The organism is Aliiglaciecola aliphaticivorans, from assembly GCF_054782055.1.
Map to the genome: position 1 here is coordinate 74,912 of NZ_BAAGTF010000097.1, position 24,746 is coordinate 99,657.

The window sequence follows — 24,746 nt, forward strand, 5'->3', positions numbered from 1 at the left end:
TTACGCGTGTGTAGCTCAGCTGGATAGAGTACCTGGCTACGAACCAGGCGGTCGGAGGTTCGAATCCTTCCACACGCGCCATATTATGAGAATCTCCGGAGGAGGTTCGACAAAATCGTCGGGAACGATTTTGAACATGCGCAGCATGGCCCAAAGGGTGTAAGGCAGGATGCCTGAAATCATCCTTCCACACGCGCCATATTATGAGAATCTCCGAAGGAGTTTCGAAATTGTTAGAAGGATGCTTTACCTTCTGACAACTAGTTAGTAAAGTTTAAGTTAGAAACCACGCGTGTGTAGCTCAGCTGGATAGAGTACCTGGCTACGAACCAGGCGGTCGGAGGTTCGAATCCTTCCACACGCGCCATATTATAAGAATCTCCGAAGGAGGTTCGACAAAATCGTCGGGAACGATTTTGAACATGCGCAGCATGGCCCCGGAGGGGTGTAAGGCAGGATGCCTGAAATCATCCTTCCACACGCGCCATATTATGAGAATCTCCGAAGGGGGTTCGCAAAAATCGTCTAGAACGATTAGAAAAAACCGCTTTTCTAAAGCGGTTTTTTTATGCCTGAAGATTAAACTAAATTAAAAATTTATAAGTAATTACCAATAAATAATATTAATCTAAACCATACGATTGATATGATAGCCTGCCTTTGCATTAAAATTAACTTAGCTATAACAGTAATTAGTCATTGCTTAAACCCACATTAACAACTTGGAGTGGTTTGGGTAAAAATTCAAAATAAATGAATAATTACCGTTAAATTGACGTTCCCTTTGTGGATTTTGGTTGAGTTTTCAATGCTTAGGTGATACTTATCCTTACCTAAATAACTAAAGTGTGAATTATATGCAAACGTCCATTTCTGAATTACTGATTGAAGCTGCCAATTTGATGGTGGTGGGCATGGTTGTGGTGTTTGTCTTTCTAACGCTACTTATCGGTGCAGTAAATTTAATCGCTGCGATTAACCGTAGACTTCCTGAAGAAGTCGTCCCTGCGACCACCGTAAGGACCCAAAGGAAAGTCACTACTGATAAATCAAGTTCTTCTGTGCCAGTGGCAGCCATAGCTGCGGCAGTTCATCAATATCGAAAGAATAGATAATCGAAATAAATCGATCTTTTAGGAGCCTCCATGAGTAACCCCCTTAAAATAACTGAATTGGTACTGCGTGATGCACATCAATCTTTATTAGCCACGAGAATGCGTTTGGACGATATGTTACCCATCGCTGAGAAATTAGATAAAGTTGGCTTTTGGTCTATGGAATCATGGGGAGGCGCTACTTTCGACTCTTGTATTCGATATCTTGGCGAAGATCCTTGGGACCGTATCCGTCAATTAAAAAAAGCAATGCCCAATACACCTCAGCAAATGCTCTTACGAGGTCAAAACCTTTTAGGCTATCGTCACTATGCAGATGATGTAGTCGAGAAGTTTGTGGAACGTGCTCATACCAACGGAGTCGATGTTTTTCGTATTTTCGATGCAATGAATGACACGCGAAATTTGCAAACTGCGATTAAGTCTGTGGTTTCCGTAGGGGCTCATGCACAAGGAACAATTTCTTACACGGTGAGCCCAGTGCATACTCTTGAACGCTGGCTAGATATGGCTAAATCGTTGGAAGATATGGGAATTCATTCCCTATGTATTAAAGACATGGCGGGCTTACTAAAGCCTTATGAATGTGAAGAACTGATCACTCGTTTGAAAGAGATAATCAGTGTGCCCATTGCTATGCAATGTCATGCAACTACAGGTTTAAGTACGGCCACTTATCAAAAAGCCATTGATGCTGGCATCGATATGGTTGATTGCGCTGTATCGTCCATGAGTATGACTTACGGACACAGTGCCACGGAAACCGTAATGTCGATAGTTGAAGGTACCGATAGAGATACGGGGCTAGATTTACATTTAATGGCTGAAATCGCGAGTTACTTTAGAGAAGTCCGTAAAAAGTACGCGAAATTTGAAGGTAGCTTGAAAGGGGTGGATGCGCGAATCCTCATTGCTCAAGTGCCGGGCGGGATGTTGACCAACATGGAAAACCAACTCCGTGAGCAAGGCGCAGAAGATAAAATGGATGAGGTACTTAAAGAGATCCCTAAAGTGAGAGAAGATCTTGGTTTCATTCCATTAGTCACACCAACGTCGCAAATTGTCGGCTCGCAATCAGTATTAAATGTCCTTACTGGCGAGCGATACAAGAGTATTACTAAGGAAACGGCAGGGGTACTCAAAGGTGAGTATGGCGCAACCGCTGCACCAGTGAATGCAGAACTGCAAGCTCGAGTACTTGATGGGCAAGAGCCCATTACTTGTCGACCAGCTGATTTGATTGAACCTGAATTAGCTGCATTGACTACAGAATTGACTGATATTGCACAACAGCAAAATATTACTTTAGCAGATGAACAAGTAGATGATGTGTTGACCTATGCATTGTTTCCACAAATTGGGCTTAAGTTTTTGCAAAACAGAGGGAATCCTGACGCATTTGAGCCTGCTCCTACAGGTGAATCTGAAGCTAAACCTCAAGCCACTTCTGTTGCAGCTGCACCAGCTGAAGGAAAAGCCGAAAGTTATTCAGTTCGGGTTGATGGTAAGTCCTATGAAGTTGAAGTCGCTCCGAGCGGCCAGCTTTCTTCAGTAACAAGTGCTGAAGCTCCTATTCCAACTTTATACCCTGTCCAAGGGGCTGAGTTAAATGCACCTTTAGCGGGTAATATTTTCAAAGTTTTAGTTCGTGAAGGAGACGATATCAGCGAAGGTGATGTGGTCATCATTATGGAAGCAATGAAAATGGAAACCGAGATTCGAGCTACCGATAGTGGCACGATTACCGAAGTGTTTGTGGCCGAAGGCGAAGCCGTTCAATCAGGTCAGCCTTTACTGAGCGTAGGATAATTTCATGGAGAAGTTAGAAATCCTATGGCAAAGCACAGCCCTTGCGCATTTCCAAGCAGGGCAGGTGATCATGATGGTGGTTGGCCTACTACTGCTTTATCTGGCCATTGTTAAGAAATTTGAACCTTTACTATTGTTACCAATTGGTTTTGGTGCATTACTAACTAACATACCTTTAGCTGGTTTCAGTGAAGCCGGTGGTTTACTCCATTACATTTATGCTGTCGGTATCGATACGGGCGTTTTCCCACTGCTTATTTTCATGGGCGTGGGGGCAATGACCGACTTTAGTGCGCTTATTGCCAATCCCCGTATGCTGTTACTAGGAGCTGCGGCACAGTTTGGTATTTTTGCGACTCTTTTAGGAGCAATACTACTTAATTTTGTACCTGGTCTTGAGTTTACTTTAAAAGATGCCGCTGCCATTGCGATCATTGGCGGCGCTGACGGCCCAACTGCTATTTTCTTAGCTTCAAAATTAGCCCCTGAATTATTAGGTACCATAGCGGTTGCTGCGTATTCTTACATGGCACTCGTACCTATTATTCAACCGCCAATAATGAAAGCGTTGACCAATCCAGAAGAACGAAAAATTCAGATGGGGCAGTTACGTATAGTGTCAAAACGAGAAAAAATCGTTTTTCCATTGGCTGTACTGCTGATGACTATCCTATTTTTACCCACAGCCACGCCTTTAGTCGGTATGTTCTGTTTAGGTAATTTAATGAAAGAGTGCGGGGTAGTTGACCGTCTTAGTAATACTGCGCAAAACGAATTAATTAATATCGTTACTATCTTTTTAGGTTTGGCGGTAGGCTCTAAGTTGTCTGCTGATAAGTTTTTGAAAGCAGAAACCTTGGGAATACTAGCTTTAGGTGCGGTAGCATTCGCCATAGGAACGGCCACAGGCGTCTTAATGGCTAAATTAATGAACAAGTATAGTAAGGCTGATATTAACCCATTAATTGGCGCTGCAGGGGTTTCAGCTGTCCCTATGGCTGCTCGAGTTGTGAATAAAGTAGGCCTGCAAGCCAACCCCCATAACTTTTTGCTGATGCATGCAATGGGGCCCAACGTAGCGGGCGTATTAGGATCGGCTGTTGCTGCAGGCATATTGCTAGCTTTAGTTGGTTAAACGCCACTCCAACAAAAAACTAAAGCAAAAATTTAAACCCGTAGCTGTTGATCACTACGGGTTTTTTAATGCCTAACATTAATTGGGTGTAATTAGAGATTGGTGGGATTTGACTAGTTTCTCGGTGTATTTACTTTTCGGCCAATTAAAAACTACATCGGTTTTACCTGCTTCCACCAGATCGCCGTTTTGCAGTATTAAAACACGGTCACTGATATGCCTGATAATGCCTAAATTGTGGGAAATAAAGATAAACCCTAATCCTAAATCTTTTTGTAGTTTCATAATGAGATTTATCGTTTGCGAACGAACCGATGGATCCAAGGCTGCAAAAGGTTCATCGGCGACAATAACTTGTGGATCCAGAATCAAAGCTTTAGCTAACGCCAGGCGCTGTCGTTGACCGTCAGATAACATATGTCGGTAAAAAAACATATGGTCTGGCAATAAACCTACTAGCTTCAAGGTTTCTTCTATTTTCTGTAAACGCTCCGAGGCATTTAATTTGGTGTTAAGAATTAAAGGTCCTTCTAAAATTTTAGCGATATTGATGCCTGGGTTTAACGACTCATTACTGTGTTGAAAAATCATTCGAATATTGAGACAGCGTTGTCGCAAATTATACGGCGATAGTTTCTGGTCATTTAGGTATATATGACCTGCGGTAGGCTTTTCTGCTCCGACTAAAAGTTTGCCTAACAATGATTTGCCCGAACCATTTTCGCCAAGTATGGCTAAGGTTTCTCCGGTATTCAGTTCGAAATTAATTTTACTCAATTTGAATCCAGATTGTTTCTTAAACAAACTCATTGTCGGTTTTTGGTAGTACTCGAGGTTTTCAACCTTTAGTAAAGCTGTCATTCTTTTTCTCGTATTAAAGGAAAGTGGCAACTGTAAAAATGATCTTGTACGTATCTGAGTTCGGGTACTTTCACACATTCTCTTTGTGCTCGAGGGCAACGTGGCCCCAACCGACAACCTATGGGTAAGTGTTGTAGTGTGGGGATAGTACCATCAAGGGTCGAAAGGGGGGATTTAGGCGGTAAATCTTTCCTGAAACTAGGCGCGCTGTCTAACAGTGCTTTGGTGTATGGATGCAAGGGGCGCTTACGTAGTTGTTCCATTTTGCCATCTTCAACGGTTTGACCACAATATAAAACGGTCATCTTATTCGCCATGCTGGAAATGGCAAGCAAATCGTGACTGACAAATAATATACTTAAATTCCGTGTTTTATTCAGTTGAGAAAGCAATTTTAATATTTGAATTTTGGTGGTGATTTCCATGCCCCGTGTTGGATCGTCGGCAATTAAAAGCTGAGGGGAAGAGACTAAAGCGCAGGCGATTAAAAATTTTTGGCCAATATCATCGGCAATTTGGTTGGGGTAAGCTTTCAAGTACTTTTTATGATCTTTAATACCAACTTTATGCAGTAGTTTAATGGCAATTTGCTGCTTGTGTTTACTTCTTTGCCAAAACCATTTTCCCTTTAAAATGTGGCCTGGGATACTTTCTATCAGCTGTTCACCAAGGGTTGATGAGGGATCGAGTGAAGCTACCGGGTTTTGAAAAATGACGGCTATTTCACTGCGCATGATTTTACGTCTTTCAGATTGACTAATTTTAAGTAAATCTCGCCCTTTCCATGTCAACCTATCAGCAGTCAATCGCCAGTTTTCAGGAATTGCTCCCACCACAGCTCTTACAATTAAACTCTTGCCAGACCCAGATTCGCCAACCAAGGCACGAATTTCACCTTCTTCGATACGTAAGTTCACTTTATCTAGGGCTTTTATCCAACCAGTCGACCCGTTAATCTCCAAAGTTAGATTTTTAATGTCTAGCAAAGCCATTAACGTTGCAGCCTATTTCGAAGAGCAGAACGAAGTCCATCGCCTACTACATTTACTGAAAGCACCATCAAAAATATTGCGCATCCCGGCAGTGCAATGCTCCAGGGTGATTTGTAAGCCACGCGCAACCCCTCTGATAGCATTGTTCCTAATTCAGGCGCTGGGGCTTGAGCACCGAGCCCTAAAAATCCTAGTGCGCTAATATCCAAAATAGCAATCGACAGAGCCATAGTGCCTTGCACCACCAACATTTCGTACATGTTTGGCAATATGCAATAGAAGAAAAGGTAGGTGTTCTTCGCGCCGTCTAATTTAGACGCTAAAATATATTCTTTGGCCATTTCGGTTCTTACCACTTCTCGGGTGTTATGCACAAACTGTGGAATAAGCGCTAAACTGATGGCCCACATACTGTTGACTAAGCCTACGCCTAAAATACCCACAATGACAATGGCGATAAGCAAGGTGGGTATGGCTAGAATAGAATCTAATAAATGGTTCAATACACTCGAGCGCACACCGCGCGTTAATCCGGCCATAGCGCCTAATGCCACGCCCACCAACATGGCTAATAAAACTAACAATAAACTTATTCCAAGGGTCATTCTGCAGCCATAAATCAAGCGCGAAAGAAGATCTCTGCCTAAACTATCGGTACCAAATAGATAGCGAATAGAGCCATTTACATCCCAAGATGGTTTAACTAAAAATGCATTCGGGTTTTGCAAAACCGGATCAAAAGGCGCAATAATTGGCCCAAACACCACTAGAAAGACAAAAAATGCCAGAATCCATAGCCCCAGAACGGCCACATGGCTCTTACGAAACTCCCACCAAGTGTGTATCAGTGGAGAGGGATGGAATTCTTCTTGGTAAATATCAAATTTGGGCACGACGTTCTCCCGTCAGTGCTGGGTTAAGGAGTTTTGCAAACAGGTCGGTACAGACAGTGACAATTATCACTATTGTCGATACTGCCAGCATTCCTGCGCGTATAGCTGGATAATCACGTTGGTAAATTGCTTGAATTAACCAGTTTCCGATGCCAGGCCACGAAAAGATAACCTCAACTATCATGGCATTGGTAAGCAGTACGGCAAATTGCATCCCGAATATAGGAATTATAGGAATAAGTGCATTTCTAACCCCGTGTCGAAAAACCACTTGTAAACTACTCAACCCTCGGGTGTAAGCCGTTAAAATATATTGGCTAGCCATAACATCAATAACTGAGCGACGTGTGATCCTGAATATAATCGACGCAGTCACTATAGTTAAAGATAAGGTTGGTAAAATCAAATGTTGCAGCGCACTCATAGCTGCGGCATCTTTAAACTCGAAGTCACTTAAAAAAATATCGATGAACGTAAAACCGGTTTGGTGGGGAATATCAAACAATAAACTGATCCTACCCGACAATGGAAACCAGCCAAGTTGCAACGAAAATACCAAGATCATAATCAGTGATAACCAAAACACAGGCATGGAATAGCCAATAACACTTGCTGCCAACAAGCTGTAGTCGGATTGTTTGTAATGTTGAAATCCGGCTAGGAAGCCTGCAGGCACACCAATAATGAGTGACAACAATAATGCATAGGCGCTCAATTCCATGCTGGCGGGCAAGGTTTGCGAGATCTCTTCCCAAAGCGGCTTATCTGAACTAAAGCTCAGTCCCCATTGCCCTTCTACAAGATTATTTAAATACAACCAATATTGATAAATGTATGAACCATCGAAACCATGGAGTTCTATGAGATATTGACGGGTTTCTGGCGAGACGTCTTTTAGACCCGTTAAGTTAACTAAGGGATCGCCAGGAAATAAATAAACTAACGAAAAAGACAATATGCTTAACACAAAAAGGGTAAGTATGAGCAAATTGAATTTTCGAATGATTTGAATCAACATCATTGTTTCTCAACATCCCCAAAGCGAATCGCACCGAATGGATTTATAACTAAGCCACTTAGATCCCGTCGATGGGCTCGATAGCGATAGGCATGAGCCAATGGTACCAAAGGCATTTGTTCGGCAATTAATTTATTTGCCAATTTATAATATTCAATTCTTTGCTCTATTTCCGAGTATTGCAACGCTTGATTAATGAGGGAGTCATATTCTTGCGAACACCACATGGCTCTGTTAGTGCCTGATTCTATCGCTGAACAAGATAGCAAAGGGCGATAAAAATTATCGGGATCGCCGTTATCCGCTGACCAGCCGATGAGTACCGAGTCATGCAGACCTTCTTTGAGTTTTTCTCGGAAAGTTGTCCACTCATAGCTGACAATGTTAACCTGAATACCCACCTGAATGAGGTAGTTTTGCATTAATTCAGCCATTTTCCGAGCATTTGGGTTATAGGCCCTTTCTACTGGCATGGCCCAAATATTAATGGTAAAGCCCTCGTCTATACCACTTTCTCTCAAAAGCTTGCGTGCAAGCACCGGATTGTAATTGGTTTCAGTTGTATCAGACTGATAGGCCCACGAAGACTCTGGTAACAAACTTTTTGCACTTACCGCACTGCCATAGTAAACCGCTTCAAGTAAGGTGTTTTTATCGATAGCCATTGCCAATGCACGCCTTACTTTAGGGTTATCAAAAGGATATTTTGAGGTATTAAATGCCCAAAACCCCACATTCAGGCCTGGTCGACCGTCTAAGGTTAGATCTTCTCTTTCACGAATAGTGTCGAGTTCACTGTGGGCTGGGAACGCAATGGCATCACATTCTCCAGTCATTAATTTGGCAAGTCTGAGAGAGCTGGTGGTGGTTATATCAAAGATGAGTTTTTGCGGCGCCTTATCATGTAGCCAATAGTCTTGGTGCTTTTGATAACGAATATAATGGTCTTTTTTATACTCTTTGAATTTAAAGGGGCCTGTACCAATGGGGTAATTATCAATTCGGTCTTTCATTTTGCTTTGCGTTAGCTTTTGGGCGTACTCTGCCGATAATATTACCGCAAAATCAGTGGCTAGATTGGCTAAAAAAGAACTATCAGGACGAGACAAGGTGATTTCTACTCGGTAACCATTTATGCGGTTGACCTTTGAAATTAAATCATCTAATCCAATACTTGTGAAAAACGGGTAACTACCGCCAGATACATAATGAAAGGGATGGATCTTGTCTCGCCAGCGTTCGATACTGAAAATAACATCATCAGCGTTAAAGGTTCTTGAAGGCGCAAAATACTCGGTGTTGTGAAACTTCACGCCTCTTCGGAGCTGAAAAGTGTAGGTTAAACCATCGTTACTAATCAGCCAACTACTGGCTAGAGCAGGAACAATCTTTCCTGATTGGGGATCAAAATTAAGCAATCGATCGTATATTTGATGGGAAGAGGCATCAGAGGTTGTGCTGGAAGTATCCAGTTGTGGATTAAAGCTTGTGGGGTTGCCTTCAGAGCAATATATGACTCCCGTCACAGGTGATGATTCTAAGGTTGTGTCAAAACACCCGCTTAACGCTAGCGCAGCGACGGCAGAGCATCCGGCAATAATGGTACGAACCAATTGATTAGCGTTTTTAAAGTGCATCACCTTAATCTTCTATATCTTCTGGGGAACTGTCCAACAAATTATACTTTTTTAAATAACCACGTAATTGATGATACGTCAAAGATAGTTTCTCTGCGGTCTTTTTTTGATTAAATTGGCTATCTGACAAGGCTTGTTTTATCAGATCAATTTCAAAATCTTGAGATAAGGTTTTCAAATCAACAGGGAACTGCACGGCTTTTAAATCTTCTTTAGCTACATTGGGTTGATCAGTGCTGTGTGAACTGTCTTGCTGAGTGGGCTGAGTTACCGCGGGCACAGGTGCGACTGCTGTAATTCTGTCTTGAGTTTTGATTCTGCCTGTAGGCCGATACATTGATTCAAAGGGATCTATGATGATTTGATGAACAGGTACATGGGGATTATTACTGCGATATACTGCCCGTTCTACAACATTTTTCAATTCACGAATGTTACCTGGCCATTCATATTCAAGTAACGTGCGTTTGGCTTTTTCAGTAAAGCCACTAAATAACTCCATTTCCAATTCACGAGCCATGTTGATAGCAAAATGCTCGGCCAGCATCATAATATCATCTAAGCGTTCCCGTAGCGGGGGAAGGGTAATAACATCGAAAGCTAGACGGTCTAGCAAATCCGGTCTGAATTCTCCCGATTCAGCTAAAGAAGGGAGGTCTTCGTTAGTTGCCGCTACAATTCTCACATCTACTTTTACCGAGCGTGAGCCACCTACTCGTTCAAATTCACCATACTCTATAACCCTGAGCAGTTTTTCTTGGATCAGCCCAGAGGTATTAGCGAGCTCGTCTAAAAATAGGGTGCCATTGTTTGCCACCTCGAAACGACCTTCACGACGCTTTTGTGCGCCGGTAAATGCACCCGCTTCATATCCAAAAAGTTCGGTTTCTAATAGACTTTCACTCAGGGCTGCACAATTGAGCTTTAAATAGTTTTGTTCCCAACGTTTAGATAAATAATGTAGTCGGGCGGCAACCAGTTCTTTCCCCGTTCCTCGTTCACCAATAATTAAAACGGGTTTGTTCAGGGGCGCAATTTGTGAGATTTGTTCAAGCACTTCAAGGAAGCTGTTTGATTGTCCCAGCAGATTGTCTTGTTGACGGAATCGGCTCATTGACAGATGTCCTCTGTTTGAAAGTTGTGCTGATTAGTTGACTCTATTCGACGATGTACACAGGCTTAGGGAGAGATAACAGCAATACCGTTAACCTATTAATGTGTGCATCAAAATAAAAAGTGGTCTAATCCGCTAATATGTGGTTGATATCATAATACGCTAAAATCACAATGTTAAGGAATAAAATTATTTTTATTTAAAAATCATAAACTTAATCTGAATTAATTAGTTGGCCTGTATATTGAATAAGTAAACACAGCAAATGCCAAAAGCATTTAATTATTCGATAACTTGAAGTAGAGGAAAAGATTATGGGTATCTTCTCGCGTTTTACAGACATAGTGAACTCAAACATTAATTCATTACTTGATAAGGCTGAAGATCCAGAAAAAATGGTTCGCCTGATTATTCAAGAAATGGAAGATACATTAGTTGAAGTGCGTTCTGCCTCAGCTAAAACCTTAGCCAACAAAAAGGACATTAGCTCGCAAATCACCAAATTGACGGGTGAGGCAGAGGATTGGCAAGCAAAAGCAGAATTAGCGTTGAGCAAAGATCGTGAAGATCTGGCAAGAGCAGCCTTACAAGAGAAGAAAAAATGTGTTGAACACAGTGAATCTCTTGCAAAGGAATTGACTTTAATTGATGAACAAATCAGTAAGTTGCAAGGTGAGATTGGTCAATTACAAGACAAGTTGGCAGATGCTAAAGCTCGTCAGAAAACCATTATTATGCGTCAGAAGACGGTGAGTTCTCGCCTAGAGGTGAAACGCACTTTAGATAGTAGTAAAGTCGATGCCGCGATGGGACGTTTTGAGCAATACGAGCGTAAAATTGATGATTTAGAATCACAAGTTGATGCCTATGATTTAGGCAAGAAAACCTTAGCGGATGAATTTGCCGATTTGGAATCAGACGATGTGATTGATGATGAGCTGGCGGCACTTAAGAAAAAAGTACAGACAAAAAATACAAAAGCTAAAAAATAAAAGTAGTAGCCAGGAAGGAGTAATACTGTGGAAGATATATTGATTGTAACTGTAGGTGTGCCTACTATTATTTTCATGATAATTGTCGCACCTATTTGGTTGATATTGCATTATCGAAGTAAAAAGCAGGTCAGCCAAGGATTATCTGAAGAAGAATATAAGTCATTACAGGAGTTATCCAACAAAGCTGAGTTAATGGCAGATCGTATTCAGACATTAGAAGCGATTTTGGATGCTGAATCACCTGATTGGAGAAATAAGTCATGACAGCACGCAAGCAATTACAACGGGATTCGGAAAATGGAAAAATAGCCGGAGTCTGTGCAGGGATTGCTGACTACTTTGGCATAGAGACATGGTTAGTTCGCATTGCGGCCGTCGCTGCAATGTTGTTACTAGCTGGGCCATTTATTCCCGTATTTTATATCGCTGCTTGGTTCATTTTAGACAAAAAAACACCTGAATCTAAGCATGCTGTCCACAGCCAACACCACTTCCACGGTAAATCTGGCGTTAAAGGTTGGCATAATGATATAGACGATGCAGATAAAAAAGTTTCAGTGAAGGCAAAGGTTTGGCAGGCAGGAGAACCACCTAAACAAGCTTTTTACGACATCAAGCAACAGTATTTGCGTACTGAAGCTCGGTTGAGAAAGATTGAAACCTATGTGACATCGTCTGAATTTCAGTTAAATAGAGAAATTAATAAACTTTAGTCAAATATTGAGTGAACAATTTGGACGTTCCTATCTTTGCTGCACTATGAATCTTTTTCTTCAGGTGCAGTTAAATTATCCGACGTGTAATTGTCTGGTATAGAGCAAATAGCGATAGGGACAATGGTTGTTTCTCAATCAAACACAGGTAATATTCTTTACACTACATCCCCGCTAATCTGTTTTGTGATTTCAGGAGTCATTTGATTGTTATCTAAACTAACCCAAAACGCTTCGATGCAACGCTTTCAAGACCAAGCTAAAGTACTAGGACACCGTTTGATGGATCATCACGTTAGTCTGGCGGTTACGGGTCTAAGTAAAAGTGGCAAAACAGCATTTATTACTTCGTTAGTTAATCAATTGTTGAACGCGCGAGATTCAGCTGAACTACCATTTTTTTCAGTGGTATCAGAAAACCGCCTAATCGGTGTTAAGCGTGATGTACAACCCGATGTGACTGTCGCTCGATTTGCATATGAACAAGGGCTAGAGAGTCTTAATAGCCAACCGCCATGTTGGCCAGCGTCTACCAACGGCGTTTCTCAGGTGCGACTGTTGATTAAATATCGTAATCAATCACGTCTGCGTAGATTGGTTTCAGAGTACAGTACTCTGACCCTTGATATTACCGATTACCCCGGTGAATGGCTGCTCGATTTACCCTTATTAGAACTGGATTACTTGCAGTGGTGCCAAAATTTTTGGGACGATTTGCATGATCCAATCAAGAGTTCATTGGCTGAAAAATTTAAATCTGAGTTAGCGACTTTGGATGTCAGTGATACGCCAGATGAAATGCAAATTCAGCATATTTCTGAGGTGTTTACCCAATTCCTGCATGATTGCAAAGAGCAGGGGTTCCAGCTAATTCAACCGGGGCGTTTTGTACTTCCCGGGGAATTGGTAGGGGCGCCGGTGTTGCAGTTTTTTCCATTGACGCCAACTCAGCTTAAATTGGTATCAGAGAATCGCAATGAAGGTCAAAACAGTGAATTGTTAGATTTGTTAACCAGTCGATTTGAGCAATACCAAAAGAAAGTGATTAAACCATTTTATAAAAAGCACTTTAAACGCTTTGACCGGCAAATTATCTTAGTCGATTGTTTATCTGCGCTAAATATGGGAGCCCATAGTTTCAATGATTTGCGCAAAGCCATTAATTGGTTATTGGGCAGTTTTCACTATGGCACTAGCAATATTTTGAAACGGATATTTTCGCCTAATATCGACAGGTTGATGTTCGCTGCGAGTAAATCCGATCATATTACCCCTGAGCAACAATCTAATTTAGTGATGCTGTTAGAGTCCATGATCCATGAAGCTAGGCAACATATTCAATATGAAGGAGTCGAAACCGAGTCCACTGCTTTTAGCGCCATTCGAACCTCGCAAGTTGGAAGTAGTATGTTAAACGGCGAGCCAGTCCAGGTGCTCAAGGGCACAACAATTGAAGGCAAGTCGATGACCTTGTTTCCTGGCGAAGTGCCTAAAGAATGTCCACAACAATCATTTTGGCAGCATCAAGGGTTTGCTTTTCCGAATTTTCGACCCATGCCAAAAAATGATAATAAACAAGCCTTTCCACATATTCGTTTAGATCACGTTTTACAATTTGTGCTGGGCGACAAGCTGGAGTGAAATAATGAATCAATCAAAACAATCCATGGAAGACAGTATTCAATCTAGCTTAATTCTGGAAGAAGCCGAGGAAAATAGTACCACAGAACTCGAACAAGAATACGCGAATGAAATCAAGCCAGCGACACTGTTAGCCACCGATATCCAATGGCAAGAAAGTGAGCCTGTAGCAGAGCGCGACGATGACTTCGAAGCGCCTCCAAGTGTAAAAAGTGCGAAAAGCTCTAAATTATTTTGGGTGTTAGTGTTGATGCTAGGACTTGGCTGCGTTGAGTTGGCCTTGTTTATTCGAGAAGTAATTGTATCTGAAGATTACTTATCTGCTATTTGGCTTATCTTGTTTTCACTGATTGTTATTCTGGCAGGTAAAGAACTCTTTTCCCAATGGCGAGGTCTGGCTCACCTGAAGCGCCATGACGAATTTAAACAACAAGCTCAGCAATTGATTAATGCTCCCACCATTGGCCAATCGGAAGGCTTTTGTGAAAAACTTATTGCAAATCTGCCCGCTGAAGAATACCAAACAGAAATTAGTCAATGGAAAAATGCCTTGCAGGCCCATCATGTTGATAGTGAAGTTCTACAATTATTTGAGCACAAAGTACTGCAAAAAGTTGATGAAAAAGCTTTAGGCTGTGTGACCAAACATGCTTCTGCATCTGCCGCTATGATTGCCGTCAGCCCGTTTGCGTTGCTGGATATGATAGTTGTTTTATGGCGCAATTTGGTGATGCTCAAACAAGTAAGTCAGTGTTATGGTATTGAGCTAGGATACTGGGGCAGAATTAGTTTAATTAAACGGGTATTCAAGTCGATGTTGATTGCAGGCGCAGCAGAGATTATTAGTGACGCGGGGAATTATGCGCTAGGAGCTGGCGTTACCGGAAAGTTATCTTCAAGGGTCGCTCAAGGCCTAGGTGCTGGTGTGTTAACTACCCGAATCGGAATAAAAGCTATGCATGCCTGTCGCCCATTACCCTGGATTGCAAGTAAACCCCCTGGATTGTCCAAACTAAGCCAACAATTGCTTGCCGATTTGAAAAAAGTCACTTCATAAGTTTTTGAATATGCGAATAAAATAGCTATAGATGTAAAAATATTGTTACATTTTTTGATAAGTTGTATATGCCTCAGTTTCTGTTCCTTTATGTTGATTTAAGTAGACTTAAGGGTATTGATATTTAGCAACAGGAATTTTTCTGCAGTGCTAGTTAACGGCAAAAAAAGACCTGCTAAAGTGCACAGAATAAGACTTTCGAATAACTGGAAGTCGAGGAATACTAATGGCAAAAGCAACAAAATACTATTCCCGTGAAATGGATGAAAATGGGTTAGTCGATTGGTCGGAGACTGAAAATTCTATATGGGAAGACTTATACCAACGACAAATAGACATTATTCAAAATAGAGCTTGTGATGAGTTTATGGAGGGCTTAAATTTACTTAATCTTCCTGCTGCTAGAGTTCCGCAGTTAGGTGAAGTTAATCAAGTGCTTGCTTCGACTACGGGATGGCAAGTAGAACAAGTGCCTTCTCTGATTAATTTCGACGCATTTTTTACTTTATTGGCGAATAAAAAGTTTCCGGTAGCAACCTTTATCCGCAATCGAGAAGATTTTGATTATCTTCAAGAGCCGGATATTTTTCATGAGATATTCGGCCATTGCCCGTTGTTAACAAATCCCTCATTTGCTCACTTTACCCATACTTACGGTAAATTGGGATTAGCCGCCAGTAAACAAGATCGCGCCTACTTAGCCCGTTTATATTGGTTTACTGTTGAATTCGGTTTGCTGCATACTTCTGCTGGAATGCGTATTTATGGTGGCGGGATCTTATCTTCTCCTAGTGAGACAATTTATGCGTTAGAAAGTGATAAACCCATTAGACAAAAAATGTCTCCACTTGAAGCATTGCGCACACCCTATCGGATTGACATTTTGCAGCCAATCTATTTTACCCTAAATCACTTTGAGCAATTGTTTGAGTTAACCCAACTCGACATTATGGCTTTGGTGAATACCGCTAAAAAATTGGGTTTGAAAGCACCGCTATTCGAAGCTAAGGATAAGTTAGTTAGTTAATTTCACGAGCAAAGGTAAAAATTATCACCTAGACTAAACACGGCTTTTTGTTTTAAGCGGTTATAAGCAAAAAGCGTGTTTTTTTCATTTTGTCTTAAATTTAGGTTAATCACCTCAGCGAAATTGAAGACAACCCTCAATATTTGTAATAATATCTTTACACCTTTTGAAATGGATCGTGACAGTATGCGATTGGAAATTATTTGTCAGGACAGATTGGGCATAGCTCAAGATGTATTAGACATATTAGTCAATTACGAAATTGACTTACGTGGTATTGAAATAGATATTGCTGGAAAAATATTTTTAAATTTCCCAAATATTAAATTTGAAGATTTTCAACAGTTTATGCCAGAAATTAGGCGTATTAAAGGCATCGAAGATGTTAAAACGACTCCTTTTATGCCAATTGAGAGGGAACAAAATCAACTTCGTGCTCTGTTACAGACTTTGCCTGATCCCATATTCTCTTTAGATACCAGAGGACGGATTTTACTGGTTAACGAAGCGGTTACTGCCAGTGTTGAACAAAGTACCGAAAGTTTACTAGGGGAAGAAATTAGCGAATACGTGCGTGGGTTTACTTTTCAAAAATGGTTTGAAGGTAATCCATTAGCCGCACAAACTCAAAAAGTGAGTTTTTTAGAGCAGGATTTTTTAGCGGATATATTACCCGTCATGATCCCTGATGCGGGAGGTTCGTCTATTCTCGCTGGCGCTTTACTGATGCTTAAATCTGAATTTAGATTAGAACAGCAACTGACGGTTTTTCATCAAATCAGTAACGATAGTTTTGCTTCCGTGCAAGCAAGCAGCAACATCATGAAAAAGGTCGTCAAAGAAGCCACTCGTATGGCTGAATTAGACGGGCCTATTTTGATATTTGGTGAAACGGGCACGGGCAAAGAAATGTTAGCCAGAGCCTGTCATGAAGCTAGCCGTAGAGCCAGTGGGCAATTTTTACCGCTCAACTGTGCTTCTTTGCCCGATAATGTCGCTGAAACCGAGTTATTTGGTTACGCCCCTGGTGAATTTGGTCAAGCAGAAGGTAAAGCTGGAATTCTAGAACAAGCCAAAGGTGGAACCCTTTTCTTAGACGAAGTGGGTGATATGTCAGATCATCTTCAATCGAAACTGTTACGTGTATTGCAAAATGGTACTTTCCGTAGAGTAGGTGACAGCAACGAAGTGACAGTAGATGTAAGAATCGTTTGCACAACCCAAAAAGATCTAGCCAAACTGGTAGAGGAGGGGCAGTTTCGAGAAGATCTTTATTATCGTCTCAATGTGTTGAGTTTAACCGTACCTGCATTGCGTGAGCGTAAATCCGATATTATCCCATTGGCTGATAGATTCATTAAGCAACATTGCATGAAACTCGGTCGTCGGGCACCTAAATTAAGTAAGTCTTGTGTCGATTATCTACAATCATATTCATGGCCAGGCAATGTTAGACAACTTGAAAACGCCCTTTATCGCGCATTGTCTTTACTTGAAGGCAATGAAATGTGTAAAGAGCATATTCAATTGCCCAGTAGTTCAACCAATTTGAATTTCGTACCCGAGGAATTTGAGGGCTCATTAGAAGAAGAGGTAAAACGCTACGAGAAAAGTTTGTTGAGACGTCTCTACCCTTATTACCCTAGTACTCGTCAACTTGCCAAAAAGTTAGGTTTAAGCCATACCGCAATTGCCAACAAATTAAGAGAGTATGGGATCAACAAGAAGACTGTAAAAATATAGATACAGTTATGTTTAGCAATGTTCATTATTGTTGACACAAACAGCCGCTTTTTAGCGGCTTTTTAATGTCCCCTTCAAAATGTAAAAATTACGTTACAAAAAATGTAGTTTTCAGTAAATTGCTATCCCAATGCGGACTCTTCAGTTCTGGCAAATAATAAGCTTAAGTATAGCCTTCTACTTGTTTAATTTTTTGTGAGAAAGAGCAATGACAACTGATATTCACTATAACCCTTTACAATGTGATGGCTTCGAATTCGTGGAATATACCGCTGCAGATGATAAGGGTATTCAGGATCTTAAAGATCTATTTATCTCTCTGGGTTTTGCAGAAGTTGCCCAACATCGTTCCAAGCGCGTTTGGCTGTTCAAACAAGGCGACATCAATTTTATTGTCAATGCTGAGCCGGCTTCCCAAGCCGAGGAATTTGCGCGATTAAGGGGGCCGAGTGTATGCGGGATGGCTTTTCGCGTGAAGGATGCAGGTAAAGCATTGCAACATGCAGTTAAAAATGGGGCTAAACAATTTATCGGTAATTTAGGCGCGATGGAGCTTAATATTCCTGCTGTGTACGGCATTGGCGAAAGTACTTTGTATTTTGTTGATCGTTATGGAGATGAATCAATCTATAGTATTGATTTCAAATTTTATCCTGACTGGCAAGAACGGATGCAAAGTGCCAATGCGGGTTTAGCGGTTCTTGATCATCTTACTCACAATGTTAAACGCGGAAATATGGCGGTGTGGGCAAACTTTTACGAGCGCATTGGTAACTTCCGGGAGATCCGTTATTTCGATATTGAAGGCAAGTTAACCGGATTGGTGAGCAAAGCCATGACGTCGCCCTGCGGTAAAATTCGAATCCCCATTAACGAATCATCAGATGATAAATCACAAATCGAAGAATTTATCCGTGAATACAATGGGGAAGGAATTCAACATATCGCTTTATCCACGGAAGATATCTACGACACAGTGCGTACCTTGAAAGCCCGTGGATTAAAATTTATGGACACCCCAGATACCTATTATGAGAATGTCGATAAACGAGTGGAAGGGCATGGTGAAGATTTAGCCACCTTACAAGAGCTCAAAGTGTTAATTGATGGTGCCCCAATGAAAGACGGTATTTTATTACAAATATTTACTGACACTGTGATTGGCCCTGTATTTTTCGAAATCATTCAACGCAAAGGCAATGAAGGGTTTGGGGAGGGCAACTTCAAAGCCTTGTTTGAGTCAATTGAACAAGATCAAATTAGACGAGGTGTGATCGAAAATAACGGCGAGAAGTCTGATGCGTAAATGGATTCATTTCCCTCAGCAAGCGGGCACTAGCTCTCGACAAGCCCACGCTGATTTTCCTGAGCAAGCTATTTTCGAGCGCGAAATTGGCCGCAATGGATTTTTTGGACCTGCCACACACTTGCATCATACCCATGCGCCAACAGGGTGGATAGATTGGCAAGGCCCTTTGCGACCAAGGGCATTTGATTTAAATTTGTTACCACAAAAAAATGTGGCGATAAACGGTAACTCTCCGTGGAGTGTTCCTGATATCTTATTCAATGTTCATTGTCGATATCGTATTTGGCATTGTCATGCCCCAATGGAAAAACTTGCCAGAAATGCTGATGGCGATGAATTATTGTTTATTCATCAAGGTGCAGGACAGTTGTATTGCGATTATGGACATTTATCCATAAAAGAAGGGGATTACGTGGTGATCCCTCGTTCGACATTGTGGCGAATAGAGCCTAGTGTTCAAATGCAAATTCTAATGATTGAAGCGACCAACGATAGCTACCAACTACCTGAAAAAGGGATACTAGGTCCCCATGCTATTTTTGATGCAGGCATGTTAGATGTCCCTGAAATAAATGAAAAATTCAAAGCCCAATACAGTGAACAGAGATGGCAAGTGGAGATAAAACGCCACAACCAAATCTCTGAGGTTACCTATCCGTTTAATCCTTTAGATGCCATAGGCTGGCATGGTGATTTGAGTGTGGTGAGAATTAATTGGCGAGATATTCGTCCAGTAATGAGCCATCGATATCATTTGCCGCCGTCTGCCCATACCACATTTGTTGCTAATAGATTTGTGATTTGTACCTTTGTTCCCAGACCGATTGAAAGTGATCCCGGAGCATTGAAAGTGCCGTTTTATCATAATAACGACGATTATGATGAAGTCTTGTTTTATCACCAAGGCGATTTTTTCTCCCGTGACAATATTGAACAAGGCATGGTCACATTTCATCCAGCGGGATTTACGCATGGACCTCACCCTAAAGCCTTTGCAGCGGGTAAGGCTCATAAAAAGACCTTCACAGATGAAGTGGCGGTGATGTTAGATACGCGAGATGCTTTGCAAGTGGCGGAAGTTGCCCCTCTGGTTGAAAATTCTGACTATGTAAATAGTTGGCAAGTTAAATAGATATTTCAAAGGATTGCCATGAAATTAGCAAGTTATAAAAACGCGAGCCGAGATGGTCAGTTAGTGGTAGTAAACAAATCCCTTACTCAGTGTGTTTTGGTCACTGATATTGCTAGCACTTTGCAGCAAGCTTTAGACAATTGGACGCAGACAAGCCCTAAACTTGAATCAGTGTACCAACAATTGAATGCCGGAACACTCAAGGACATATTGTCTTTTGACAGCAAAAAATGTGAATCTCCCCTCCCAAGAGCCTACCAATGGGCAGACGGAAGCGCCTATGTTAATCATGTGGAATTGGTTCGAAAAGCCAGAGGTGCAGAAATTCCCGACAGCTTTTGGAGCGACCCCTTAATTTATCAAGGTGGTTCTGATGACTTTATTGGCCCCACTGACAATGTTGCGTTACCCAGTGATCAATGGGGAATCGATTTTGAAGCTGAGGTGGCCATAGTTACTGATGATGTGCCTATGGGGACATCAGCTGAGAATAGCGGCCAACATATTAAATTAATTATGCTAGTTAATGATGTTTCTTTAAGGGGCTTAATTCCTGGTGAGCTAGCTAAAGGTTTTGGCTTTTTTCAATCCAAACCCGCTTCTGCTTTTTCACCTGTGGCCGTCACCCCTGATGAGCTAGGCGATAAATGGATTGATAATAAAGTGCATTTGCCGTTGATCTCTGAATATAACCATAAACTATTTGGCTGTCCTGAGGCAGGTATCGATATGACGTTTGACTTTTCCCAGTTAGTCGCCCATGCAGCCAAAAGCCGTAATTTGGGTGCCGGTACTATTATTGGTTCAGGTACCGTATCGAACAAACAAGGTACAGAATATGGAACCAGCATTGAAGAAGGGGGGGTAGGATATTCTTGTATCGCTGAAGTGAGAATGATCGAAACAATTCGAGACGGTAAACCTAGTACTGAGTTTATGAAATTTGGTGATCAGATTAAAATAGAAATGAAAGACGAGGGGGGAAATTCTATCTTCGGCAGTATCGAACAAAAAATTGTTAAGGCAAATTAGGTTAACCTCAAGGTGTGATGATACATGGCATATACTGAGTTCATGGAGACAAAAAAATGAGTTTATATTTACACGGTTACTGGCGTTCTTCAGCTTCCTATCGGGCTCGAATTGCACTGAATATAAAGCAATTAGATTACACCTATGTTCCGGTCAATTTAGCAAAAAATGGTGGCGCGCAATTCAGTGATGAATATAGTGCCCTTAATCCAGCACACTTGGTGCCTACTTTTGTGGATGATGATGAAGATATTTTCCTCAATCAGTCTATGGCGATCATTGAATATATTGATGAGCGTTATGAAGAGCCGATAAAATTAGTGCCTATCCACCGTTTAGACAGGGCTAGAGTACGTGCATTTGCTCAGGATATCGCTTGTGATGTGCAGCCGGTTACAAACTTGCGTATATTGCGCCACCTTAACACTACCTTTCAATCCACCGAAGAAGACAATGCTAATTGGTGTCGACATTGGATTGAAACAGGATTTAAAGGAATTGAAAAAAGGCTGACAAATACTGTTGCCGATTATTGTTTTGGTTTTGACCTCAGTATGGCTGACGTCTGTTTAATACCTCAGGTCTATAACGCCGAGCGATTCGGCGTAGAAATGTCGCAATTTCCGTTAATTCAACGTGTCGCAGACAATTGTAATCAACTACAGGCGTTTATTGATGCCAAACCTGAAAATCAAGTCGATGCAGTTTGACCTAAGGTTATATATTTTTAATGGGTAGCTCAGTGGTGTTCTTAACCTGTTTAAGGGCAAAGGTGGAGCTCAGATGATCTACTAGGGGTAAGTTAGTTAGCTTACTTTTCAGTAGATGCTCATATTCTTCAATACTCTCGACTATCACTTTTAATAGATAATCTTTATCGCCACTGGTGGTGTGACACTCTACGATTTCATCAATGCTTTGCACAGATGCTTCAAATTCGTTGAGTGATTCACCATCGTGATTTTTCAAAGTCACATAAATAAACACCGACACACCGAGGTTGAGCTTTTTGTTATCTAAAATAGTCACTTTCTGCTTAATAATACCCTCAGCTTCCATACGTTTAACGCGACGCCAGCAGGGGGTGTGAGACAAGCCCACTTTTTGGCTTAGTTCGGCCATGGATACAGTGGCGTCTTTTTGTAAAACTCGTAGAATTTCACGGTCAAATTTATCAAACTTCATAAGATGATCTTGTCAAAAATGGATTATTTTATTTAATAGTGGAGCATGCGCAAAATCTCTATCTTTTTCAAGGAAAGATACTAGGATAATTATCCTAAATGTTGGAATTCAATCGTTACACAATTGCGCGTTTTCGATTTGCGTAAAATTCTTAGCAAAACATATCCTCAGAACCTTGCGTTACTATACGCTTAAAATAACAATCTAATTAAAAGGTTTAGTCATGTCAGTGTTCGATCACTTAGAGTTTGATGGCCATGAACAAGTGGCGTTTTTTAATGACCAAAAAACAGGTTTGCAAGCCATTATTGCAGTGCATAACACCAATCTTGGTCCATCACTCGGTGGGTGCAGAATGTGGCCTTATGCCAGCAGTGCTGAAGCCCTCAATGATGTGCTAAGGTTGTCAAAAGGAATGACATATAAAGCAGCGATGGCGCAACTTAAATTAGGTGGCGGTAAGGCTGTCATTATTGGAGATCCGCGAACCCAAAAAAGTCCAGAGCTTATGGCGGCCATGGGCACCTTTGTGGAGCAAATGGGCGGTCGTTATATCACAGCAGAAGATTCTGGGATTGCAGTGACGGATATTAAATTAATGGCCCAGAACACAGAACACGTATCTGGAATTCAAGCAAAATACCGTGTTGATGGTGGTGAAGCCGATGGCAATCCAGCTCCTTCAACTGCTTATGGTGTCTTTAAGGGTTTACAAGCGTCAGTGAAATATGCACTGGGTTCAGACTTGCAAGGGGTTAAAGTCGCAATTCAGGGTATGGGGCATGTAGGATTTCGTTTGGCTGAACATTTGCATCAACACGGCGCAAAATTATATGTTACCGATATTTATCCTGATAATGTGAATCTAGCCGTTGAAAAGTTTGCTGCTACAGCCGTTGCACCCGATGACATCTTTGATCTTGATGTGGATGTTTATGCGCCTTGTGCCATGGGCGCTTCCGTTAATCAACAGACCTTAAGCAGAATAAGAGTGAAAGTGATTGCTGGGGCGGCTAACAATCAACTGTCCCAAGAGTCTATGGGGGCGTTATTACGTGACAAAGGCATCTTATATGCACCTGATTATGTTATCAATGCTGGTGGTGTTATCGATATCTATCATCAACGGATGCTGAGCACTGCAGATGCAATGCGCAGCCATATAGAAGGTATAGCGGATACGTTAACGCAAATATATGAGCGCGCAGAAACAGAGCAGCAGGCAACTAATGTGATTTCTAACCGTATGGCAGAAGAACGTTTTTTATTAAACTAGATTATTTTATACGGCGTGTTTTGAGGTTTCGTCTAGTTGTAGAATGAAAATTCAGCAACTAGACAGCAGTAAGTGAATTCAACCTTGCATATTAATGCGGCTTTGGTCATAATGCGCGCCGATTCAATGACTCTTAGTTAAGATCTTGAATTCGAGTTTCTATGGTGGCCTTTTGGTCCTTCCGCAATGATACTCTGTGAAATCGGTCAGGCCCGGAAGGGAGCAGCCGCAGCAGACGACTCATGTGCCGGAATGTGGCTGAGGGGCCGCCACCCAATCTACACTTCCCCGAGTAGTATATCTAAACCCACTCTAAACCAATTACGCCTAAACATCTTCTGGCTTTGGATCATCTAAATAGCTCATTGCTTTAGAGATTGCTTCATCTACTTTAGTTTCCATTTGCTGGCGTTCACTTTGCGGAAGGTAAAAAGACATATCGACATCGAAACGAATGTACCTAGGTGGCAGCTGATTGAGAGCTAAACAACATAAGTCTGCTATATAGTCTGAATTCTTACGATCATTCAAATTTAATGATTCAATTCTTTCTAACAAAAGATGTTCATAATAATTGTGGATGTCATCATCAAGTTTCATTAATACGGGCTCTCGCTCAATTTAATATTATGTACAAAACATTAGCTTAGTGGAATCGTTTGATAATACCAACAGCTAAGTGTGAAAGTAGTGAGCTGATTGATTTATAGTCAATAGCAGCAATCAGGGTAATTTAGCCTTTAAAAAAACATCAATGATATTTATCAATTATTCTGGGCGCATTTTAACAAGCTTTTAACACCCTTGTATTGAAGGGGCTGAACGAGTTGAGATTTATCTTTTGAGTGTTGAAAACCGTTTATTATAATTAAATAAGACTATTCCAAGGTATGAGTTAAATTCGACTGTTTTAAAATATGTATTTTAATTTCAATATGTTACAGGATGTGTTGACGGGTTTTTAAGTCGCAGTAGCGAGGTAGGGCAGGTCAATTAACCTATTACTGGTCGGAGGTTTTTCTAAATGAAAATTTTCCGTGTAAACAGAAGAAGCAATTAATT

At 41.3% G+C, this 24,746-nt stretch carries 23 protein-coding genes, 2 tRNA genes and 1 other RNA gene; 18 read left to right on the plus strand and 8 right to left on the minus strand.

The features are described from left to right. Positions 1 to 4: 4 nt before the first annotated feature. The 5 genes from ACYVIL_RS22090 (at position 5) to ACYVIL_RS22110 (ending at position 4,059) form a co-directional block, all read left to right on the plus strand. Positions 5 to 81, plus strand: a tRNA-Arg gene (locus tag ACYVIL_RS22090). A 209-nt stretch (positions 82 to 290) separates the two neighbouring features. After that, positions 291 to 367: transfer RNA gene (locus ACYVIL_RS22095), tRNA-Arg, on the plus strand. A 490-nt stretch (positions 368 to 857) separates the two neighbouring features. Beyond that, positions 858 to 1,115: an OadG family transporter subunit gene (locus ACYVIL_RS22100; protein WP_303477497.1), complete on the plus strand. Its 258-nt coding sequence runs from the start codon at positions 858 to 860 to the stop codon at positions 1,113 to 1,115. A 30-nt stretch (positions 1,116 to 1,145) separates the two neighbouring features. Next, a complete protein-coding gene (oadA, locus tag ACYVIL_RS22105) occupies positions 1,146 to 2,924 on the plus strand; it encodes a sodium-extruding oxaloacetate decarboxylase subunit alpha (RefSeq protein WP_460315087.1) in 1,779 nt (592 codons plus the stop codon). Positions 2,925 to 2,928: 4 nt separating this feature from the next. Beyond that, positions 2,929 to 4,059, plus strand: a complete 1,131-nt coding sequence (locus tag ACYVIL_RS22110) for a sodium ion-translocating decarboxylase subunit beta (protein WP_303477492.1) — start codon at positions 2,929 to 2,931, stop codon at positions 4,057 to 4,059. A gap of 78 nt (positions 4,060 to 4,137) precedes the next feature. On the opposite strand, the gene ACYVIL_RS22115 is transcribed toward ACYVIL_RS22110, so the two are convergent. From ACYVIL_RS22115 to pspF, 6 genes are read right to left on the minus strand one after another with little or no spacing between them, the layout of a single operon-like run. Continuing rightward, a complete protein-coding gene (locus tag ACYVIL_RS22115) occupies positions 4,138 to 4,920 on the minus strand; it encodes an ATP-binding cassette domain-containing protein (RefSeq protein WP_303477489.1) in 783 nt (260 codons plus the stop codon). After that, on the minus strand, positions 4,917 to 5,912 hold the full coding sequence (locus tag ACYVIL_RS22120; RefSeq protein ID WP_303477486.1) for a peptide ABC transporter ATP-binding protein: 996 nt from the start codon (positions 5,910 to 5,912) through the stop codon (positions 4,917 to 4,919). Before ACYVIL_RS22120 ends, ACYVIL_RS22115 begins: the two co-directional genes overlap by 4 nt. Continuing rightward, positions 5,912 to 6,805 carry an ABC transporter permease subunit gene (locus ACYVIL_RS22125; RefSeq protein ID WP_303477484.1) on the minus strand — a complete coding sequence of 298 codons (894 nt, stop codon included), beginning with the start codon at positions 6,803 to 6,805 and terminating at the stop codon, positions 5,912 to 5,914. Before ACYVIL_RS22125 ends, ACYVIL_RS22120 begins: the two co-directional genes overlap by 1 nt. After that, a complete protein-coding gene (locus ACYVIL_RS22130) occupies positions 6,792 to 7,823 on the minus strand; it encodes an ABC transporter permease (protein ID WP_460315167.1) in 1,032 nt (343 codons plus the stop codon). The genes ACYVIL_RS22125 and ACYVIL_RS22130 overlap by 14 nt, the downstream gene beginning before the upstream one ends. After that, on the minus strand, positions 7,823 to 9,460 hold the full coding sequence (sapA, locus tag ACYVIL_RS22135; protein WP_303477480.1) for an ABC transporter substrate-binding protein SapA: 1,638 nt from the start codon (positions 9,458 to 9,460) through the stop codon (positions 7,823 to 7,825). Before sapA ends, ACYVIL_RS22130 begins: the two co-directional genes overlap by 1 nt. A gap of 4 nt (positions 9,461 to 9,464) precedes the next feature. Beyond that, positions 9,465 to 10,574, minus strand: coding sequence for a phage shock protein operon transcriptional activator (pspF, locus tag ACYVIL_RS22140; RefSeq protein WP_303477477.1), 1,110 nt, complete (start codon positions 10,572 to 10,574; stop codon positions 9,465 to 9,467). Positions 10,575 to 10,888: 314 nt separating this feature from the next. On the opposite strand from pspF, the gene pspA reads away from it, so the two are divergent. The 11 genes from pspA (at position 10,889) to maiA (ending at position 21,933) form a co-directional block, all read left to right on the plus strand. Then, positions 10,889 to 11,566 carry a phage shock protein PspA gene (gene pspA, locus ACYVIL_RS22145; protein ID WP_303477475.1) on the plus strand — a complete coding sequence of 226 codons (678 nt, stop codon included), beginning with the start codon at positions 10,889 to 10,891 and terminating at the stop codon, positions 11,564 to 11,566. Positions 11,567 to 11,593: 27 nt separating this feature from the next. Then, on the plus strand, positions 11,594 to 11,833 hold the full coding sequence (gene pspB / locus ACYVIL_RS22150; protein ID WP_303477473.1) for an envelope stress response membrane protein PspB: 240 nt from the start codon (positions 11,594 to 11,596) through the stop codon (positions 11,831 to 11,833). Next, the gene (pspC, locus tag ACYVIL_RS22155) at positions 11,830 to 12,282 is read left to right on the plus strand and encodes an envelope stress response membrane protein PspC (protein WP_303477472.1); all 453 of its coding nucleotides are present in this window, start codon (positions 11,830 to 11,832) and stop codon (positions 12,280 to 12,282) included. The genes pspB and pspC overlap by 4 nt, the downstream gene beginning before the upstream one ends. Before the next feature lie 207 nt (positions 12,283 to 12,489). After that, positions 12,490 to 13,923 (plus strand): YcjX family GTP-binding protein, encoded by a 1,434-nt coding sequence (locus tag ACYVIL_RS22160; RefSeq protein ID WP_303477470.1) that lies wholly within the window; start codon positions 12,490 to 12,492, stop codon positions 13,921 to 13,923. A gap of 4 nt (positions 13,924 to 13,927) precedes the next feature. After that, positions 13,928 to 14,980, plus strand: a complete 1,053-nt coding sequence (locus tag ACYVIL_RS22165) for a YcjF family protein (RefSeq protein ID WP_460315093.1) — start codon at positions 13,928 to 13,930, stop codon at positions 14,978 to 14,980. A gap of 226 nt (positions 14,981 to 15,206) precedes the next feature. Beyond that, positions 15,207 to 16,007 (plus strand): phenylalanine 4-monooxygenase, encoded by an 801-nt coding sequence (gene phhA, locus ACYVIL_RS22170; RefSeq protein ID WP_460315095.1) that lies wholly within the window; start codon positions 15,207 to 15,209, stop codon positions 16,005 to 16,007. Between the two features lie 186 nt (positions 16,008 to 16,193). After that, complete coding sequence (gene tyrR, locus ACYVIL_RS22175; protein ID WP_303477464.1) at positions 16,194 to 17,750, plus strand: transcriptional regulator TyrR; 1,557 nt, start codon at positions 16,194 to 16,196, stop codon at positions 17,748 to 17,750. Between the two features lie 208 nt (positions 17,751 to 17,958). After that, complete coding sequence (gene hppD, locus ACYVIL_RS22180; protein ID WP_303477461.1) at positions 17,959 to 19,056, plus strand: 4-hydroxyphenylpyruvate dioxygenase; 1,098 nt, start codon at positions 17,959 to 17,961, stop codon at positions 19,054 to 19,056. Further along, positions 19,049 to 20,191 (plus strand): homogentisate 1,2-dioxygenase, encoded by a 1,143-nt coding sequence (locus tag ACYVIL_RS22185; protein ID WP_460315097.1) that lies wholly within the window; start codon positions 19,049 to 19,051, stop codon positions 20,189 to 20,191. Before hppD ends, ACYVIL_RS22185 begins: the two co-directional genes overlap by 8 nt. A gap of 18 nt (positions 20,192 to 20,209) precedes the next feature. Next, positions 20,210 to 21,223, plus strand: coding sequence for a fumarylacetoacetate hydrolase family protein (locus tag ACYVIL_RS22190; RefSeq protein ID WP_460315099.1), 1,014 nt, complete (start codon positions 20,210 to 20,212; stop codon positions 21,221 to 21,223). A gap of 56 nt (positions 21,224 to 21,279) precedes the next feature. Then, positions 21,280 to 21,933 carry a maleylacetoacetate isomerase gene (maiA, locus tag ACYVIL_RS22195; RefSeq protein WP_460315101.1) on the plus strand — a complete coding sequence of 218 codons (654 nt, stop codon included), beginning with the start codon at positions 21,280 to 21,282 and terminating at the stop codon, positions 21,931 to 21,933. A gap of 7 nt (positions 21,934 to 21,940) precedes the next feature. Here maiA and ACYVIL_RS22200 read toward each other — a convergent pair whose 3' ends face one another. Next, positions 21,941 to 22,408, minus strand: coding sequence for an Lrp/AsnC family transcriptional regulator (locus ACYVIL_RS22200; RefSeq protein ID WP_303477450.1), 468 nt, complete (start codon positions 22,406 to 22,408; stop codon positions 21,941 to 21,943). 223 nt (positions 22,409 to 22,631) lie between these two features. Here ACYVIL_RS22200 and ACYVIL_RS22205 point away from each other — a divergent pair, with 223 nt between their 5' ends. Both ACYVIL_RS22205 and ffs read left to right on the plus strand, forming a co-directional pair. Beyond that, positions 22,632 to 23,684, plus strand: coding sequence for a Glu/Leu/Phe/Val dehydrogenase dimerization domain-containing protein (locus ACYVIL_RS22205; protein ID WP_460315104.1), 1,053 nt, complete (start codon positions 22,632 to 22,634; stop codon positions 23,682 to 23,684). Between the two features lie 170 nt (positions 23,685 to 23,854). Beyond that, positions 23,855 to 23,951: signal recognition particle sRNA small type (ffs, locus tag ACYVIL_RS22210), an RNA gene on the plus strand. 60 nt (positions 23,952 to 24,011) lie between these two features. Here ffs and ACYVIL_RS22215 read toward each other — a convergent pair. After that, the gene (locus ACYVIL_RS22215; protein WP_460315106.1) at positions 24,012 to 24,284 is read right to left on the minus strand and encodes a late competence development ComFB family protein; all 273 of its coding nucleotides are present in this window, start codon (positions 24,282 to 24,284) and stop codon (positions 24,012 to 24,014) included. Positions 24,285 to 24,746: the final 462 nt, after the last annotated feature.